Source organism: Micromonospora sp. AMSO1212t (assembly GCF_008868145.1).
Classification (GTDB): Bacteria; Actinomycetota; Actinomycetes; order Mycobacteriales; family Micromonosporaceae; genus Micromonospora; species Micromonospora tulbaghiae.
In genome coordinates this window covers 1-15,533 of record NZ_WBKS01000044.1, presented here as the reverse complement: position 1 = coordinate 15,533, position 15,533 = coordinate 1, and the positions used below count along the sequence as shown (strand labels likewise).

At 70.7% G+C, this 15,533-nt stretch carries 12 protein-coding genes; all 12 read left to right on the top strand.

All coding sequences use genetic code 11. The features are described from left to right. The first annotated feature begins 38 nt into the window (after positions 1-38). Positions 39-1,364, top strand: a complete 1,326-nt coding sequence (locus F8279_RS14090; RefSeq protein WP_091414521.1) for an NADH-quinone oxidoreductase subunit D — start codon at positions 39-41, stop codon at positions 1,362-1,364. Further along, complete coding sequence (nuoE, locus tag F8279_RS14085; RefSeq protein ID WP_091414523.1) at positions 1,361-2,467, top strand: NADH-quinone oxidoreductase subunit NuoE; 1,107 nt, start codon at positions 1,361-1,363, stop codon at positions 2,465-2,467. Before F8279_RS14090 ends, nuoE begins: the two co-directional genes overlap by 4 nt. Further along, complete coding sequence (nuoF, locus tag F8279_RS14080) at positions 2,464-3,780, top strand: NADH-quinone oxidoreductase subunit NuoF (RefSeq protein ID WP_151500171.1); 1,317 nt, start codon at positions 2,464-2,466, stop codon at positions 3,778-3,780. Before nuoE ends, nuoF begins: the two co-directional genes overlap by 4 nt. After that, positions 3,780-6,221 (top strand): NADH-quinone oxidoreductase subunit G, encoded by a 2,442-nt coding sequence (locus F8279_RS14075; RefSeq protein WP_091414527.1) that lies wholly within the window; start codon positions 3,780-3,782, stop codon positions 6,219-6,221. The genes nuoF and F8279_RS14075 overlap by 1 nt, the downstream gene beginning before the upstream one ends. Further along, positions 6,218-7,573 (top strand): NADH-quinone oxidoreductase subunit NuoH, encoded by a 1,356-nt coding sequence (nuoH, locus tag F8279_RS14070; RefSeq protein ID WP_091414529.1) that lies wholly within the window; start codon positions 6,218-6,220, stop codon positions 7,571-7,573. Before F8279_RS14075 ends, nuoH begins: the two co-directional genes overlap by 4 nt. Before the next feature lies 1 nt (position 7,574). Then, entirely contained in the window at positions 7,575-8,222 is a 648-nt protein-coding gene (gene nuoI, locus F8279_RS14065) for an NADH-quinone oxidoreductase subunit NuoI (protein ID WP_013283609.1), read from the top strand. Further along, complete coding sequence (locus F8279_RS14060; RefSeq protein WP_091414534.1) at positions 8,219-8,989, top strand: NADH-quinone oxidoreductase subunit J; 771 nt, start codon at positions 8,219-8,221, stop codon at positions 8,987-8,989. Before nuoI ends, F8279_RS14060 begins: the two co-directional genes overlap by 4 nt. Next, a complete protein-coding gene (gene nuoK / locus F8279_RS14055) occupies positions 8,986-9,285 on the top strand; it encodes an NADH-quinone oxidoreductase subunit NuoK (protein WP_013283611.1) in 300 nt (99 codons plus the stop codon). Before F8279_RS14060 ends, nuoK begins: the two co-directional genes overlap by 4 nt. Positions 9,286-9,364: 79 nt before the next feature. Beyond that, positions 9,365-11,254, top strand: coding sequence for an NADH-quinone oxidoreductase subunit L (gene nuoL, locus F8279_RS14050; RefSeq protein WP_225853274.1), 1,890 nt, complete (start codon positions 9,365-9,367; stop codon positions 11,252-11,254). A 64-nt stretch (positions 11,255-11,318) separates the two neighbouring features. Further along, positions 11,319-12,851, top strand: coding sequence for an NADH-quinone oxidoreductase subunit M (locus F8279_RS14045; protein ID WP_013473559.1), 1,533 nt, complete (start codon positions 11,319-11,321; stop codon positions 12,849-12,851). Next, positions 12,848-14,401 carry an NADH-quinone oxidoreductase subunit NuoN gene (nuoN, locus tag F8279_RS14040; protein ID WP_091414540.1) on the top strand — a complete coding sequence of 518 codons (1,554 nt, stop codon included), beginning with the start codon at positions 12,848-12,850 and terminating at the stop codon, positions 14,399-14,401. The genes F8279_RS14045 and nuoN overlap by 4 nt, the downstream gene beginning before the upstream one ends. Before the next feature lie 86 nt (positions 14,402-14,487). Continuing rightward, a complete protein-coding gene (locus F8279_RS14035) occupies positions 14,488-15,528 on the top strand; it encodes a polyprenyl synthetase family protein (RefSeq protein WP_151500170.1) in 1,041 nt (346 codons plus the stop codon). Positions 15,529-15,533 lie beyond the last annotated feature (5 nt).

The window sequence follows — 15,533 nt, the reverse complement described above, 5'->3', positions numbered from 1 at the left end:
AAGCGGAGCCCCGCAGTCGCGAACGGAGGGTTGGCACTGTGACCACGTCGAACTACGCGACCGAGCGCGAGACGACCGAGGGCAAGGTCTTCACCGTCACCGGCGGGGACTGGGACGAGGTCGTCTCCGGCACGGACCCGATCAACGACGAGCGGATCGTCGTCAACATGGGTCCGCAGCACCCGTCCACCCACGGCGTGCTCCGGCTGGTCCTGGAGCTGGAGGGCGAGACGGTCCGCGAGGCCCGCTCGGTCATCGGCTACCTGCACACCGGCATCGAGAAGAACCTGGAGTACCGCAACTGGGTCCAGGGCTCGACGTTCGTGACCCGGATGGACTACCTCGCGCCGCTGTTCAACGAGACGGCGTACGCGCTCGCGGTGGAGAAGCTGCTCGGCATCACCGACGACATCACCGAGCGGGCCACCACCATCCGCGTGCTGATGATGGAGCTCAACCGCGTCTCGTCGCACCTGGTCTGGCTGGCGACCACCGCCATGGAGCTGGGCGCGATCAACATGATGCTGTACGGCTTCCGCGAGCGGGAGTACGTCCTCGACATCTTCGAGACCATCACCGGCCTGCGGATGAACCACGCGTACGTGCGGCCGGGCGGTGTGGCGCAGGACGTGCCGGACGACGCGATCCGCAAGATCCGCGACTTCCTCCAGCTGATGCCGAAGCGGCTCAAGGAGTACGAGAACCTGCTGTCCGGCCAGCCGATCTGGCTGGAGCGTACGCAGCACGTGGCGGTGCTCGACGTGACCGCCTGCATGGCGCTCGGCGTCACCGGCCCGGTGCTGCGGTCCGCGGGCCTCGCCTGGGACCTGCGCAAGACCATGCCGTACTGCGGTTACGAGACGTACGAGTTCGACGTGCCGACGCACACCGACGGTGACGTGTGGGGCCGCTACCTGGTGCGGGTGGCGGAGATCCGCGAGTCGCTGAAGCTGATCGAGCAGGCGCTGGACCGCCTGAAGCCCGGCCCGGTGATGGTGTCCGACAAGAAGATCGCCTGGCCGGCGCAGCTCGCCATCGGCGTGGACGGCATGGGCAACTCGCTCGAGCACGTCGCCAAGATCATGGGTCAGTCGATGGAGTCGCTGATCCACCACTTCAAGCTCGTCACCGAGGGCTTCCGGGTTCCGCCGGGCCAGGTGTACGTCGGCATCGAGTCGCCCCGCGGCGAGCTGGGCGTGCACGCGGTGTCCGACGGCGGCACCCGGCCCTACCGGGTGCACTACCGGGAGCCGAGCTTCGTCAACCTCCAGGCCCTCCCGGCGATGGCCGAGGGCGGCCTGATCGCCGACGTGATCGCCGGCGGCGCCTCGCTGGACCCCGTGATGGGTGGTTGTGACCGATGAGCTTTTCCGAAACGACTCGCGCCCGCGCGCGGGAGATCATCGCCCGGTACCCGGCGGACCGGTCCCGCTCGGCGCTGCTGCCGCTGCTGCACCTGGTCCAGTCCGAGGAGGGCTACGTCTCTCCGGCCGGTGTCGAGTTCTGCGCCGAGGTGCTCGGGCTCAACAAGGCCCAGGTCGGCGCCGTCGCCACCTTCTACACCATGTACAAGCGCAAGCCCACCGGTGAATACCTGGTGAGCGTCTGCACCAACACGATGTGCGACGTGCTCGGCGGGCAGAAGGTCTACGACACCCTCGCCGAGCACCTCGGTGTGGGGCACGAGGAGACCACCGCCGACGGGAAGATCACCCTGGAGCACGCCGAGTGCCTGGCGGCGTGCGACTACGGCCCGGTGATGACGGTCAACTACGACTTCTTCGACAACGTGGAGCCGCAGGCCGCGCTCGACGTGGTCGAGGAGCTGCGCGCCGGCGGCCGGCCGATGCCGACCCGTGGGGCGCGGCTCTGCACGCTCAAGGAGATGGCGGTCCAGCTCGCCGGTTTCGCCGACGAGCGCGACGGCGCGGTGGCTGACGGCGGGCCGGGCGAGCCGAGCCTGCGCGGCCTGCGCCTGGCCGAGCAGCACGGCGTCTCGGTGCCGGGCTTCGACCCGAAGACGCCGATCCGCAGCAAGGCCGAGGCCGACCGGGCCGCCGCCGAGGAGAAGGCGAAGGCCGAGGCCGCGAAGCCGGCGCCCGAGCCGGCCAAGGCCGTCGAGCCGGCCAAGCCCGAGGCGGCCACCGGCAGCACGGCTCCGGACGTGAAGGCGCCGGACGCCAAGTCGCCGCAGGTGCGTACCGCCGAGACCCGGCAGCCGGACGCGGGCACCGCGGTGCCGGACGCGCCCGGCACGAAGATGCCGGTGGACGGCCCGGCCCCGGCGCCCCGCGACGCGCGGGCGGCCGAGGCGGCCGGCGCGGCGGCGAACCCGCCGGCCGGCGACGGCAAGCCCGCCGGCGACGCGGCCGGCGCGCAGGAGCGCAACCTCAAGGAAGCGGAATCCGGTACGGGCGCGGACGGCGGCGACCCGGCGGACGCGAGCGGAACGGGGGTCCGGAAGTGACCACTCCTCGGCCGGAGACGCTGGCCAAGCTCACGCCGGTGCTCACCAAGCGCTGGCTCTCGCCGGACGCGTGGCGGCTCGGCACCTACGAGAAGCTGGACGGCTACGCCGCCCTGCGCAAGGCGCTCAAGGCGCACCCGGACGACCTGATCCAGCTGATCAAGGACTCCGGACTGCGTGGCCGGGGCGGCGCGGGCTTCCCGACCGGCCTCAAGTGGGGGTTCATCCCGCAGGGCGACGGCAAGCCGCACTACCTGGTGGTGAACGCCGACGAGGGCGAGCCGGGCACCTGCAAGGACCTGCCGCTGATGACCCACGACCCGCACTCGCTGGTCGAGGGCGTCATCATCGCCTCGTACGCGATCCGGGCCAACCGGGCGTACATCTACATCCGCGGTGAGGCGGTGCACGCCGCCCGGCGGCTGCGCAGCGCGGTCGACGAGGCGTACGCCAAGGGTTATCTCGGCCGGAACGTCCTCGGCTCGGGCTTCGACCTGGACCTGGTGGTGCACTCCGGCGCCGGGGCGTACATCTGCGGTGAGGAGACCGCGCTGCTGGACTCGCTGGAGGGCTTCCGCGGCCAGCCCCGGCTGCGCCCGCCGTTCCCGGCGACCCACGGCCTGTACGCCAGCCCGACAGTGGTCAACAACGTCGGCACCATCGCCAGCGTGCCGTACATCGTGCTCGGTGGCGCGGACTGGTGGAAGACGATGGGCACGGAGAAGTCGTCCGGCCCGATGATCTACTCGCTGTCCGGCCGGATCGCCAACCCCGGCCAGTACGAGTGCTCGATGGGCATCACGCTGCGTGAGCTGATCGAGCTGGCCGGCGGCATGAAGCCCGGGCACAACCTGAAGTTCTGGACCCCGGGTGGCTCGTCGACGCCGCTGCTGACCGCCGAGCACCTGGACGTGCCGCTGGACTTCGAGGGGGTGGCGGGGGCCGGCTCGATCCTGGGCACCACCGCCACGCAGATCTTCTCCGACCAGGACTGCCCGGTGTACGCGACCTACCGGTGGCTGGAGTTCTACCACCACGAGTCGTGCGGCAAGTGCACCCCGTGCCGGGAGGGCAACTACTGGATGGTCCGGGTCTACCGGCGCATCCTGGCCGGCCAGGGCACCCACGAGGACCTGGACACCCTGCTCGACACCTGCGACAACATCCTCGGCCGTTCGTTCTGCGGTCTGGGTGACGGCGCGACCAGCTCGGTGACCTCGTCGCTGAAGTACTTCAAGCAGGACTACCTCGACTACATCGAGGGACGTACCGCTCCGAAGCTGTCGGAGAAGACCCTGGTAGGGGCGCACTGATGACCGACGTAGCCAAGCAGACCGAGACCGTCACGCTGACCATCGACGGCGTCGAGGTCACCGCGCCCAAGGGCGCGCTGCTGATCCGCGTCGCCGAGCAGCTCGGCACCGAGATCCCGCGCTTCTGCGACCACCCGCTGCTGGCCCCGGCCGGTGCCTGCCGGCAGTGCCTGGTGGAGGTGGAGGGCCAGCGCAAGCCGGTCGCCTCCTGCACCCAGACCGTCGCCGACGGCATGGTGGTGCGGACGCAGCTCACCTCCCCGGTCGCCAAGAAGGCCCAGGAGGGGGTGATGGAGCTGCTGCTCCTCAACCACCCCCTGGACTGCCCGATGTGCGACAAGGGCGGCGAGTGCCCGCTCCAGAACCAGGCGATGTCCACCGGCCGGACGGACTCGCGGTTCCACGAGCACAAGCGGGAGTACCCGAAGCCGCTGCCGATCAGCACCCAGGTGCTGCTCGACCGCGAGCGCTGCGTGCTCTGCCAGCGGTGCACCCGGTTCTCCGAGGAGATCGCCGGGGACAAGTTCATCGACCTGATGGGACGCTCCTCGCACGAGGAGATCAACATCTACCGGGACGAGGAGTACGGCGAGGACGGCGACGCCGGTGACGTCCCGTTCAACTCGTACTTCTCCGGCAACACCGTGCAGATCTGCCCGGTGGGCGCGCTGACCGGCGCCCAGTACCGGTTCCGGGCCCGCCCGTTCGACCTGGTCTCCACGCCCAGCGTCTGCGAGCACTGCTCGGCCGGCTGCGCCCAGCGCACCGACTGGCGGCGCGGCAAGGTGCTGCGCCGGCTGGCCGGCGACGACCCGGCGGTGAACGAGGAGTGGAACTGCGACAAGGGCCGCTGGGGCTTCCAGTACACCCGCGCGTTCGACCGGATCAGCACGCCGATGGTGCGCGACGAGAAGACTGGTGAGCTGCGCGAGGCGTCCTGGAGCGAGGCGCTCACCCGGGCCGCCGAGGGGCTGCGCGCGGCCCGCGACGGCGCGACCGGCACGGCGGTGCTGACCGGCGGCCGGCTCACCGTCGAGGACGCCTACGCGTACGCGAAGTTCGCCCGGATCGCGCTGCACACCAACGACATCGACTTCCGGGCCCGCCCGGTCTCCCGCGAGGAGGCCGACTTCCTGGCCAGCAGCGTCGCCGGTGTCACCGACGTCACCTACACGGACGTGGAGAACGCGCCCGCTGTGGTGCTGGTCGGCCTGGAGCCGGAGGAGGAGTGCCCGATCCTCTTCCTGCGGCTGCGCAAGGCGTACTCCAAGAAGAAGCTCACGGTGTACGCGATCGCGCCGTTCGCGACCCGCGGCCTGGAGAAGCTCGGCGCGAAGCTCGCCCGGGTCGTGCCCGGTGAGGAAGCGGGCGTGCTGGCCGAGCACGCCACGGTGGCCGAGGCGCTGGGGCAGCCCGGCGCGATCCTGATCGTCGGCGAGCGCCTGGCCGAGGTGCCGGGCGGGCTGTCGGCGGCGGCGGACGTCGCCCGGCGTACCGGTGCCCGGCTGGTCTGGGTGCCGCGGCGCGCGGGTGACCGCGGCGCTGTCGACGCGGGCTGCCTGCCCAACCTGCTCCCCGGCGGCCGGGTCGTCACCGAGCCGGCCGCGCGCGCGGAGCTGGGCGAGGCGTGGGACATCCCGGCCGGGGTCATCCCCAGCCAGGCCGGCCGCGACACCGACGGCATCCTCACCGCCGCCGCGGACGGCCGGCTCGGCGCCCTGGTGGTGGCCGGCGTCGACCCGGCCGACCTGGCCGACCCGCGCCTGGCCGAGTCCGCACTGGACGCGGTGCCGTTCCTGGTCAGCCTGGAACTGCGGATGAGCGCGGTGTCCCGCCGCGCCGACGTGGTCCTGCCGGTCGCGCCGGTGGTCGAGAAGGCCGGCAGCTTCCTGGACTGGGAGGGCCGGCTGCGCACGTTCGAGAAGGTGCTGGACACCGGCGCGATGACCGACGCCCGGATCCTCGACGCGCTCGCCGCGCAGCTCGACGTGCGGCTCGGCACCGGCGACGTGCCGGCCATCCGCCGCGAGCTGGGCGCGCTGCCGCGCACCCGGGTCGAGCGGCCGTCGGCGCCCTCGGTCGAGCCGGCCGCCGTGCGGCAGCCGGGACCGGGCGAGGCCGTGCTCGCCACCTGGCACCAGCTGATCGACCTGGGCAGCCTCACCGACGGCGACGAGCACCTCGCCGGCACCGCCCGCCCGCCGGTGGTCCGGCTGGGCAAGGGCACCGCCGAGGCGCTGGGCGTCGCCGACGGTGACCCGGTCACGGTGGGCACCGACCGGGGCGCGATCACGCTGCCGGCGGCGATCACCGAGATGCCCGACGGCGTCGTCTGGCTGCCGACCAACTCACCCGGCTCCACCGTGCGGCGCGGCCTCGGCGCGACGTCCGGCGACGTGGTGAGCGTCTCCGCAGTCGGGAACGAAAGGTGGGTGCAGTGAACCCCGTCATCCTCGCGGCGCAGGACCCGACGCTTGCCGACTTCGGCAAGGACCCGTGGTGGCTGGTCCTCGGCAAGATCCTGTTCGCGTTCGTCGTCGCCGTGGCGGCCACGCTGCTCGGCGTCTGGTTCGAGCGCCGGGTCGTGGGCCGCATGGCGGTGCGGCCCGGCCCCAACCAGGCCGGCCCGTTCGGTCTGCTCCAGACGCTCGCCGACGGCGTGAAGCTGGCCTTCAAGGAGGACATCCTCCCGCGCAAGGCCGACAAGGTCGTCTACTTCTTCGCCCCGGTGATCTCGGTGGTCTGCGCGGTCACCGCGCTGTCGGTGATCCCGTTCGGGCCGATGGTGAGCATCTTCGGGCACCGGACGCCGCTCCAGGTCACCGACGTGTCGGTGGCGGTGCTGGTGGTGCTGGCCTTCTCCTCGCTCGCCGTGTACGGCATCGTGCTCGGCGGCTGGGCCAGCGGCTCCACCTACCCGCTGCTCGGCGGCCTGCGCTCGGCGGCCCAGCTGGTCTCGTACGAGGTCACCATGGGCCTGAGCGTGGTCGCGGTCTTCATGACCGCGGGCACCATGTCGACGAGCGGGATCGTCGCCGCACAGGGCGACGGCACCCGGCTGACCATCGGCGGCTTCGACATCGCCGCCCCCGGCTGGTACGCGATCCTGCTGCTGCCCAGCTTCATCATGTTCTTCATCGCCATCGTCGGTGAGACGAACCGGGCGCCGTTCGACCTGCCCGAGGCGGAGTCGGAGCTGGTGGCCGGCTTCCAGACCGAGTACAGCTCGCTGAAGTTCGCGCTGTTCATGCTGAGCGAGTACGTCGCGATGGTGACCATGTCGGCGTTCACCGTGACGCTGTTCCTCGGCGGCTGGCACGCGCCGTGGCCGATCACGCTGTGGTCGGGCGCCAACGAGGGCTGGTGGCCGATGCTGTGGTTCTTCGGCAAGGTCATCATGCTGGTGTTCGTCTTCGTCTGGCTGCGCGGCACGCTGCCGCGGCTCCGGTACGACCAGTTCATGCGGTTCGGCTGGAAGGTGCTGCTGCCGCTGAACCTGGTCTGGATCATGGTGCTCGCCGGGCTGCGCTCGATCGAGGACTGGCAGACCAGGGACCGGCTGCTCGTCACCGCCGTCGGCGCGGGCGTGCTGCTGCTGGCCACGCTCTTCTGGCCGTCGCGGAAGAAGGAGCTCAAGCCGTCGCTCCAGGAGCAGGCGGACACCCGGCCGTACGGCAGCTTCCCGCTGCCGCCGATGGATCTTCAGGTTCCGCCGAGCCCGCGTACGAAGCGCGTGCTCGCCGAGCGGGAGCCGGCCAACGTGGTCGCCGGCCCGGACTCCAGGGAGGTGTGACGTGGGCGCGATCACCGGAACGTTCAAGGGCTTCGGTGTCACCTTCTCGCACATGTTCAAGAAGGTCGTCACCACCGACTACCCGTTCAAGCCGCCGGTCTCGGCGCCGCGCTACCACGGGCGGCACATCCTCAACCGGCACCCGGACGGGCTGGAGAAGTGCATCGGCTGCGAGCTGTGCGCCTGGGCCTGCCCGGCCGACGCGATCTACGTGGAGGGTGGCGACAACACCGAGGAGCAGCGCTTCTCCCCGGGTGAGCGGTACGCCAGCACCTACCAGATCAACTATGCCCGGTGCATCTTCTGCGGGCTCTGCATCGAGGCCTGCCCGACCCGTTCGCTCACCATGAGCAACGAGTACGAGCTGGCCCGGGACAACCGGCAGGACCTGATCTTCACCAAGGAGCAGCTGCTCGCGCCGCTGCTCGAAGGCATGGAGCAGCCGCCGCACCCGATGCGGCTGGGCGACAGCGAGAAGGACTACTACGTCGGCGCGCTCACCAACCCGGGCACCTCGGCCGGCGCCGAGCGCTCGCCGATGGGCCCGGGCCGGTACCAGGTGGAGGAACACCCGGGCGTGACCTTCCCCGGCGCCGAGCAGGCCGAGCAGCGGTCCGCCGCCGCGGCGGGCAAGGGAGGCAAGGCATGACCTCGGCTACGGTGCTCGCCGCGGCGGGCCAGGTGTCCGGGGGTGAGGAGGTCACCTTCTGGATCCTCGCCCCGCTGGCCCTGCTCGGCGCGGTCGGCATGGTGTGGGCCCGCAACGCGGTCCACTCCGCGCTCTGGCTGGTGCTGACCATGCTCTGCCTGGGCGTGTTCTACGTGCTCCAGGCCGGGCCGTTCATCGGCATGGTGCAGGTCATCGTCTACACCGGCGCGATCATGATGCTGTTCCTGTTCGTGCTGATGCTGGTCGGCCGGGACGCGTCCGACTCGCTCATCGAGACGCTGCGCGGCCAGCGGGTCGCCGCCGTGGTCCTCGGGCTCGGCTTCGCCGGCCTGGTGGGCACCGGCCTCTACCGCGCGCTCGACGGCGTCCAGGCGGTCGGGCTCGACGAGGCCAACGGCGAGGGCAACGTGCAGGGCATCGCCCGGCTGCTGTTCACCAAGTACGTCTTCGCCTTCGAGCTGACCTCGGCGCTGCTGATCACCGCCGCCGTCGGCGCGATGGTGCTGGCGCACGTGGAGCGGCGCAAGGCGGACCGGATGGACCAGATCGCCACCATGAAGGCGCGGTTCCGCCCCGGCAACTACCCCGGACCGAAGCCCGGCCCGGGTGTCTACGCCACGTCCTCCTCGGTGGCCACCCCGGCCCGTCTGCCCGACGGCCGGCTGACCGACCGCAGCATCCCGGAGATCCTGCCGGTGCGCGAGCTGACGGCCGAGGAGACCGCACCGAAGGGGACTGACAAATGACCCCGGACTACTACCTCATCCTCGCGGCGGTGCTGTTCACCATCGGCGCCGTGGGCGTGCTGGTCCGGCGCAACGCGATCGTGCTGTTCATGTGCATCGAGCTGATGCTCAACGCGGCCAACCTGACCCTGGTCACGTTCAGCCGGATCAACGGCGACCTGAACGGCCAGATCATGGCGTTCTTCGTGATGGTGGTGGCGGCGGCCGAGGTCGTGGTCGGGCTCGCGATCATCATGGCGATCTTCCGGACCCGGCGCTCGGCCAGCGTCGACGACGCCAACCTGCTGAAGTACTGAGGGGCTCGTGGTGGAACAGATTCTGACGATCGCCCAGTCTGAGCCAGCCGAAGCCGTCACCTTCGCCACGGCGGACGGGATGCTGGGCAGTGTCTGGCTGCTGGTGGCGATCCCGCTGGTCAGCGCGGCGATCCTGCTGCTGCTCGGCAAGCGGGCCGACCGCTGGGGCCACTGGCTGGGCGTGGGCGCCATCGGCGCCGCCTTCGTGCTCGGGCTCACCTACTTCTTCCAGCTGCGAGGCCTGGAGAACAAGCAGGTCGAGCTGAGCCTCTGGGACTTCATCGCGGTCGGCGGCCTGCGGGTGGACTTCGGTCTGCTCTTCGACCCGCTGGCCGCGGTCTTCGTCCTGCTGATCACCGGGGTGGGCTTCCTGATCCACCTCTACGCCGTGGAGTACATGGCGCACGACGCGGGCCGGCGGCTGTTCTTCGCGTACTTCAACCTGTTCGTCGCCGCCATGCTCCTGCTGGTGCTCGGCAACAACTACGTGATGCTCTACTTCGGCTGGGAGGGCGTCGGCCTGGCGTCGTACCTGCTGATCTCGTTCTGGTACGGCCGGCCCAGCGCGGCCACCGCCGGCAAGAAGGCGTTCCTGATGAACCGGGTCGGCGACGCCGGCCTGGCCATCGGCATCTTCATCATGTTCGCCATGCTCGGCACCACCCAGTACGACGAGGTGTTCAACGGGGTCGGCTCGCTGACCTCGACCACCGTGCTGGTGCTCGGCCTGCTGCTCCTGCTCGGCGCGGCCGGCAAGTCCGGCCAGTTCCCGCTCCAGGCGTGGTTGCCGGACGCGATGGAGGGCCCGACCCCGGTGTCCGCGCTCATCCACGCGGCCACCATGGTCACCGCGGGCGTCTACCTGATCGCCCGCTCCAACGCGATCTTCTCGGCCAACGAGACGCTCCAGCTCGTGGTGGTCAGCGTCGGCGCGCTCACCCTGCTGATGGGCTGCATCATCGGCGCGGCGAAGGACGACATCAAGCGCGTGCTGGCCTGGTCGACCGTGAGCCAGATCGGCTACATGTTCCTCGGCGTCGGCCTCGGCGGTGCCGCGTACGCGCTGGCCATCGTGCACCTGCTGGCGCACGGCTTCTTCAAGGCCAACATGTTCCTCGGCGCCGGCTCGGTCATGCACGGCATGAACGACCAGGTGGACATCCGCCGCTTCGGCGGGCTGTCCAAGTACATGAAGGTCACCTGGCTGACGTTCATGATGGGCTGGCTCGCCATCATCGGCATGTTCCCGTTCTCCGGCTACTTCTCCAAGGAGCCGATCATCGTGGCCGCGTTCGAGCGGGAGGGCTGGACGGCCTGGCTGTTCGGCATGGCCGCGCTGCTCGGCGCCGGGCTCACCGCGTTCTACATGACGCGGCTGTTCGTGCTCACGTTCCACGGCCCGAAGCGCTGGACCGAGGACATCGAGCACCCGCACGAGTCGCCGAAGCTGATGACCATCCCGCTGATCCTGCTGGCGATCGGCTCGGTCGGCGCGGGCTTCCTGCTCGCCACCTCCGTGCCGGACTGGCTCACCGCCACCAACGGTCTCGGCGCCGAGAGCGGGGAGCACGCGCCGGTGCTGGCGCACTGGCTGCTCACCGCGCTGTCGCTGCTGGTCACGGTGCTGGGCGCCGGGCTGGCCTGGTTCCTGTTCCGGGGCGGTACGGCCACCGAGCCGCAGCCGGCCGGCGTGGTGGTCACCGCCGCCCGCCGGAACCTCTACACGGACGCCTTCAACGAGGCGGTCTTCGAGAAGCCGGGCATCTTCCTCACCCGGGCGCTGGTGTTCCTCGACAACCGGGGCGTCGACGGGCTGGTCAACGGCCTGGCCGCCGCCGTGGGCGGGGGCTCGGGCCGGCTCCGGCGGCTCCAGACCGGCTTCGTGCGGTCGTACGCGACCTCGATCCTGACCGGCGCGCTGCTCGTGGTGGCGGCGTTCCTGGCCGTGCAGGCGGGGTGGCTGGCGTGATCGACCTCAACGCGGCCGCCCCCGCCGGCGGGCCACGCAGTCACGACGGAGGTAAGGCCGAATAATGTCCAACTTCCCGTTCCTCTCGGTGCTGACCGTGGCGCCGCTGGTCGGCGCCCTGGTGGTGGCACTGCTGCCCCGCAGCCGCCCCGACCTGGCCAAGCTGGTCGCGTTCGGCTGGTCGCTGCTGGTGCTGGTGCTGTCGGTGGTGATGTGGTTCGCCTTCTCCGCCGGTGGTGACCGGTTCCAGTTCCGCGAGTCGTACCCGTGGATCCCGAACTGGGGCGTGAACTTCACCTTCGAGGTGGACGGCATCGCGCTGGTCATGCTGATGCTGATCGCGATCCTGGTGCCGCTGGTGATCCTGGCGTCCTGGCACGACGCCGAGGCGTCGAAGCGCTCGGTGCCCGCGTACTTCGCGCTGCTGCTCGTCCTCGAGTGCACGATGATCGGCGTCTTCGCCGCCGCCGACGTCTTCCTGTTCTACGTGTTCTTCGAGGTCATGCTGGTGCCGATGTACTTCCTGATCGGCAGCTACGGCGGCCACCAGCGGCAGTACGCGGCGGTGAAGTTCTTCCTCTACTCGCTGGTCGGCGGTCTGTTCATGCTGGCCGCGGTGATCGGCCTCTGGGTGGTCGGCGGCAAGACCTTCGACTGGCAGGCGCTGAGCCAGGCCGAGTTCGCCACCGACACGGCCCGCTGGCTGTTCCTCGGGTTCTTCGTCGCCTTCGCGATCAAGGCGCCGTTCTTCCCGTTCCACACCTGGCTGCCGGACGCCGGTGGCGCCGCCCCGGCCGGCGCCGCCGCGCTGCTGGTCGGCGTGCTGGACAAGGTCGGCACGTTCGGCATCCTGCGTTACTGCCTCCCGCTGTTCCCGGAGGCGTCGCGCTGGTTCGCGCCGTGGGCGTTGGCGCTCGGCGTCATCGGCATCATCTACGCCGCGCTGCTGGCGGTCGGCCAGAACGACCTGAAGCGCCTGGTGTCGTACACCTCGATCGCGCACTTCGGGTTCATCGGCGTCGGCATCTTCGCGTTCACCACCCAGGCCGGCACCGGCGCGGTGCTGTACATGCTCAACCACGGCCTGGCCACCGGCCTGCTGTTCCTGGTGGTCGGCATGCTGATCGCCCGGCGCGGCTCGGCGCTGATCAGCGACTTCGGCGGCGCGGGCAAGCTGGTGCCGGTGCTCGCCGGTGTGCTCTTCTTCGCCGGTCTCGCCTCACTGGCGCTGCCCGGCACCGCGCCGTTCGTCTCCGAGTTCCTGGTGCTGATCGGCACGTTCACCGTCAACAAGCCGGTCGCGGTGATCGCCACGCTCGGCATCATCCTGGCGGCGGCGTACGTGCTGTGGATGGTGCAGCGCACCACGCAGGGCACGCTGAACCCGGCGCTGACCGAGGTCGAGGGCATGCGCCGGGACCTCACGCTGCGCGAGAAGGTCGTCGTCGCGCCGCTGATCGCGCTGATCGTGCTGCTCGGCTTCTATCCCAAGCCGGTCACCGATGTCATCAACCCCGCCGTCCAGGCGACCATGCAGGACGTCGGCAAGTCCGATCCCGCCCCTGAGGTCGGCAGCGTCCAGGAGGCCGCGAAGTGAGTGAACTGAGGCTGCCGTCGATCGACTACGCGGCACTCGCTCCCATCCTGATCATGCTGGGCGCGGCGCTGCTCGGGGTCCTGGTCGAGGCGTTCGTGCCGCGCCGTCTGCGCAACGCGGTGCAACTCGGGCTCGCCCTCGTGGCGATGCTCGCCGCGATCGTCATGGTGATCCTGAACGCCGACGACCGGCTGATCACCATCGGCGGCGCCATCGCGATCGACGGCCCGACGCTGTTCCTCCAGGGCGCCATCCTGGTGCTCGCAGTGATGGCGCTGCTGCTCGTCGGCGATCGCACGGTGGAGCGGGGCGGCGCCTTCGTGGCGCACGCCGCTGTCACCGCCGAGTCGGCGGAGGACCGGCGGCAGGCCGAGGGCGTCGGTGGCGCCACCGAGGTCTACCCGCTGATGTCGTTCGCGATCGGCGGCATGCTGATCTTCGTGGCGGCGAACGACCTGCTGACCATGTTCGTCGCGCTGGAGGTCTTCTCGCTGCCGCTCTACCTGCTCTGCGCGCTGGCCCGCCGCCGGCGTCTGCTGAGCCAGGAGGCGGCGCTGAAGTACTTCATGCTCGGCGCGTACGCCTCGGCTTTCTTCCTGTTCGGTGTCGCCCTGATCTACGGCTTCACCTCCGGGATCCCGGGCCGCACGGCCGGCGTCGACTTCGCCACCGTGCACGCCGCGGTCACCGAGTCGCCGTCCAGCCCGGTGCTGCTGTTCGCCGGCATGGCGCTGCTCGCCATCGGCCTGCTGTTCAAGGCCGCCGCCGCGCCGTTCCACGTCTGGACGCCGGACGTCTACCAGGGCGCTCCGACCCCGATCACCGGCTTCATGGCGGCCTGCACCAAGGTCGCCGCGTTCGGGGCGCTGCTGCGCGTCTTCCACGTCGCGTTCGCCGGGGCCTCCTGGGACTTCACCCCGGTGCTCGGCGCGATCGCGGTGCTGACCATGCTGGTCGGCGCGGTGCTGGCGGTCACCCAGACCGACATCAAGCGCCTGCTGGCGTACTCGTCGATCGCGAACGCCGGTTACCTGCTCGTCGGTGTGCTGGCGCCGAGCCGTGAAGGGCTCTCGGGCACCATGTTCTACCTGGCCGCGTACGGCTTCTCGGTGCTCGCCGCGTTCGCAGTGGTGACGCTCGTGCGCGACGCCGACGGGGAGGCCACCCACCTGTCCCGCTGGGCCGGGCTGGGCCGCCGCTCTCCGTTCTTCGCGGCGATCTTCACGTTCATCCTGCTGGCCTTCGCCGGTATCCCGCTGACCAGCGGCTTCACCAGCAAGTTCGCGGTCTTCGGTCCCGCCCTGGAGGCGAACCAGGCGTGGCTGGTGATCGCGGGCGTGCTGACCAGCATGGTGCTGGCCTTCCCGTACCTGCGGGTCGTGGTGATGATGTGGCTCTCCGAGCCGGGCGAGTCCACCCCGACGGTGACCGTGCCGGGGGCGCTCACCTCGGCCGCGCTGGTCATCGGTGTGCTCGCCACGCTGGTCCTCGGCGTGGTGCCCGGCCCGCTGCTCGACCTGACGACCGGTGCCGCCGAATTCGTCAGATGACAGAGGTGATCCCACCGGGGCCGGTACGCCGTGGCGTGCCGGCCCCCGGCGTATCCCCCTCGACGAGCAGGTCGAACGGGTGTGGCATGGTTGAGGACGTGGCGAACCCGGCTGGCGAGCGTTCAGGTCAGTTCGGCGCGCTCGGCCTGCACCTCGCCGACCCGCGCGTCGAAGCCTCAGTGCTGGGCGTGCTCGACCGGGTCGAGGTGAGCCTGCGGGCGAGCGTGGCCAGCGCCGACCCGCTGGTGACCGAGGCGTCCCGGCACCTGGTCGAGGCCGGCGGCAAGCGGTTCCGCCCGCTGCTGGTGGCGCTGGGCGCCCAGTTCGGTGACCCGGACGCCGACCAGGTCGTCCCCGCCGCCGTGGTGATGGAACTCACCCACCTGGCGACGCTCTACCACGACGACGTGATGGACGAGGCCGCAGTGCGGCGTGGCGCCCCGAGCGCCAACTCCCGCTGGACCAACTCCGTCGCCATCCTGGTCGGCGACTACCTCTTCGCCCGCGCCGCCGACATCGCCGCCGACCTGGGCCCCGAAGCCGTACGCCTGCAGGCGCGCACGTTCGCCCGGCTGGTGCACGGCCAGATCGCCGAGACGGTCGGCCCGCGCGACACGGACCCGGTCGCGCACTACCTGCACGTCATCGCCGAGAAGACCGGCTCGCTCATCGCCACGTCGGCCCGCTTCGGCGGCATGTTCGGCGGCGCGTCACCCGAGCACGTCGAGGCCCTGGCGGAGTACGGCGAGATCATCGGCGTCGCGTTCCAACTCTCCGACGACCTGCTGGACATCGCCAGCGAGTCGGTCCAGTCCGGCAAGACGCCCGGCACCGACCTGCGCGAGGGCGTGCCCACCCTGCCGGTGCTCTACGCGATGGCCTCCGACGACGCGGACGCGGCGAGCGTACGGCTGCGCGAGATCCTGTCCACCGGCCCGCTGGTGGACGACGCGCTGCACGCCGAGGCGCTGGGCCTGCTGCGGGAGTCCCCGGCGCTCAAGCGCGCGCGGGAGACGGTACGCAGCTACGCCGAGGACGCACGGGCCCGGCTGGCCCCGCTCCCCGAGGGCCCGGCGCGTCGCGCACTGGAGTCCCTCTGCGACTACATCGCCGACCGCACCAGCTGACCCAC

Excerpts from the sequence above, each read along its gene's own strand:
- F8279_RS14045 (WP_013473559.1), top strand. The coding sequence starts at position 11,319 with ATGTCCAACTTCCCGTTCCTCTCGGTGCTGACCGTGGCGCCGCTGGTC.
- nuoE (WP_091414523.1), top strand. The coding sequence starts at position 1,361 with ATGAGCTTTTCCGAAACGACTCGCGCCCGCGCGCGGGAGATCATCGCC.
- nuoL (WP_225853274.1), top strand. The coding sequence starts at position 9,365 with ATGCTGGGCAGTGTCTGGCTGCTGGTGGCGATCCCGCTGGTCAGCGCG.
- F8279_RS14035 (WP_151500170.1), top strand. The coding sequence starts at position 14,488 with ATGGTTGAGGACGTGGCGAACCCGGCTGGCGAGCGTTCAGGTCAGTTC.
- F8279_RS14075 (WP_091414527.1), top strand. The coding sequence starts at position 3,780 with ATGACCGACGTAGCCAAGCAGACCGAGACCGTCACGCTGACCATCGAC.
- nuoK (WP_013283611.1), top strand. The coding sequence starts at position 8,986 with ATGACCCCGGACTACTACCTCATCCTCGCGGCGGTGCTGTTCACCATC.
- F8279_RS14060 (WP_091414534.1), top strand. The coding sequence starts at position 8,219 with ATGACCTCGGCTACGGTGCTCGCCGCGGCGGGCCAGGTGTCCGGGGGT.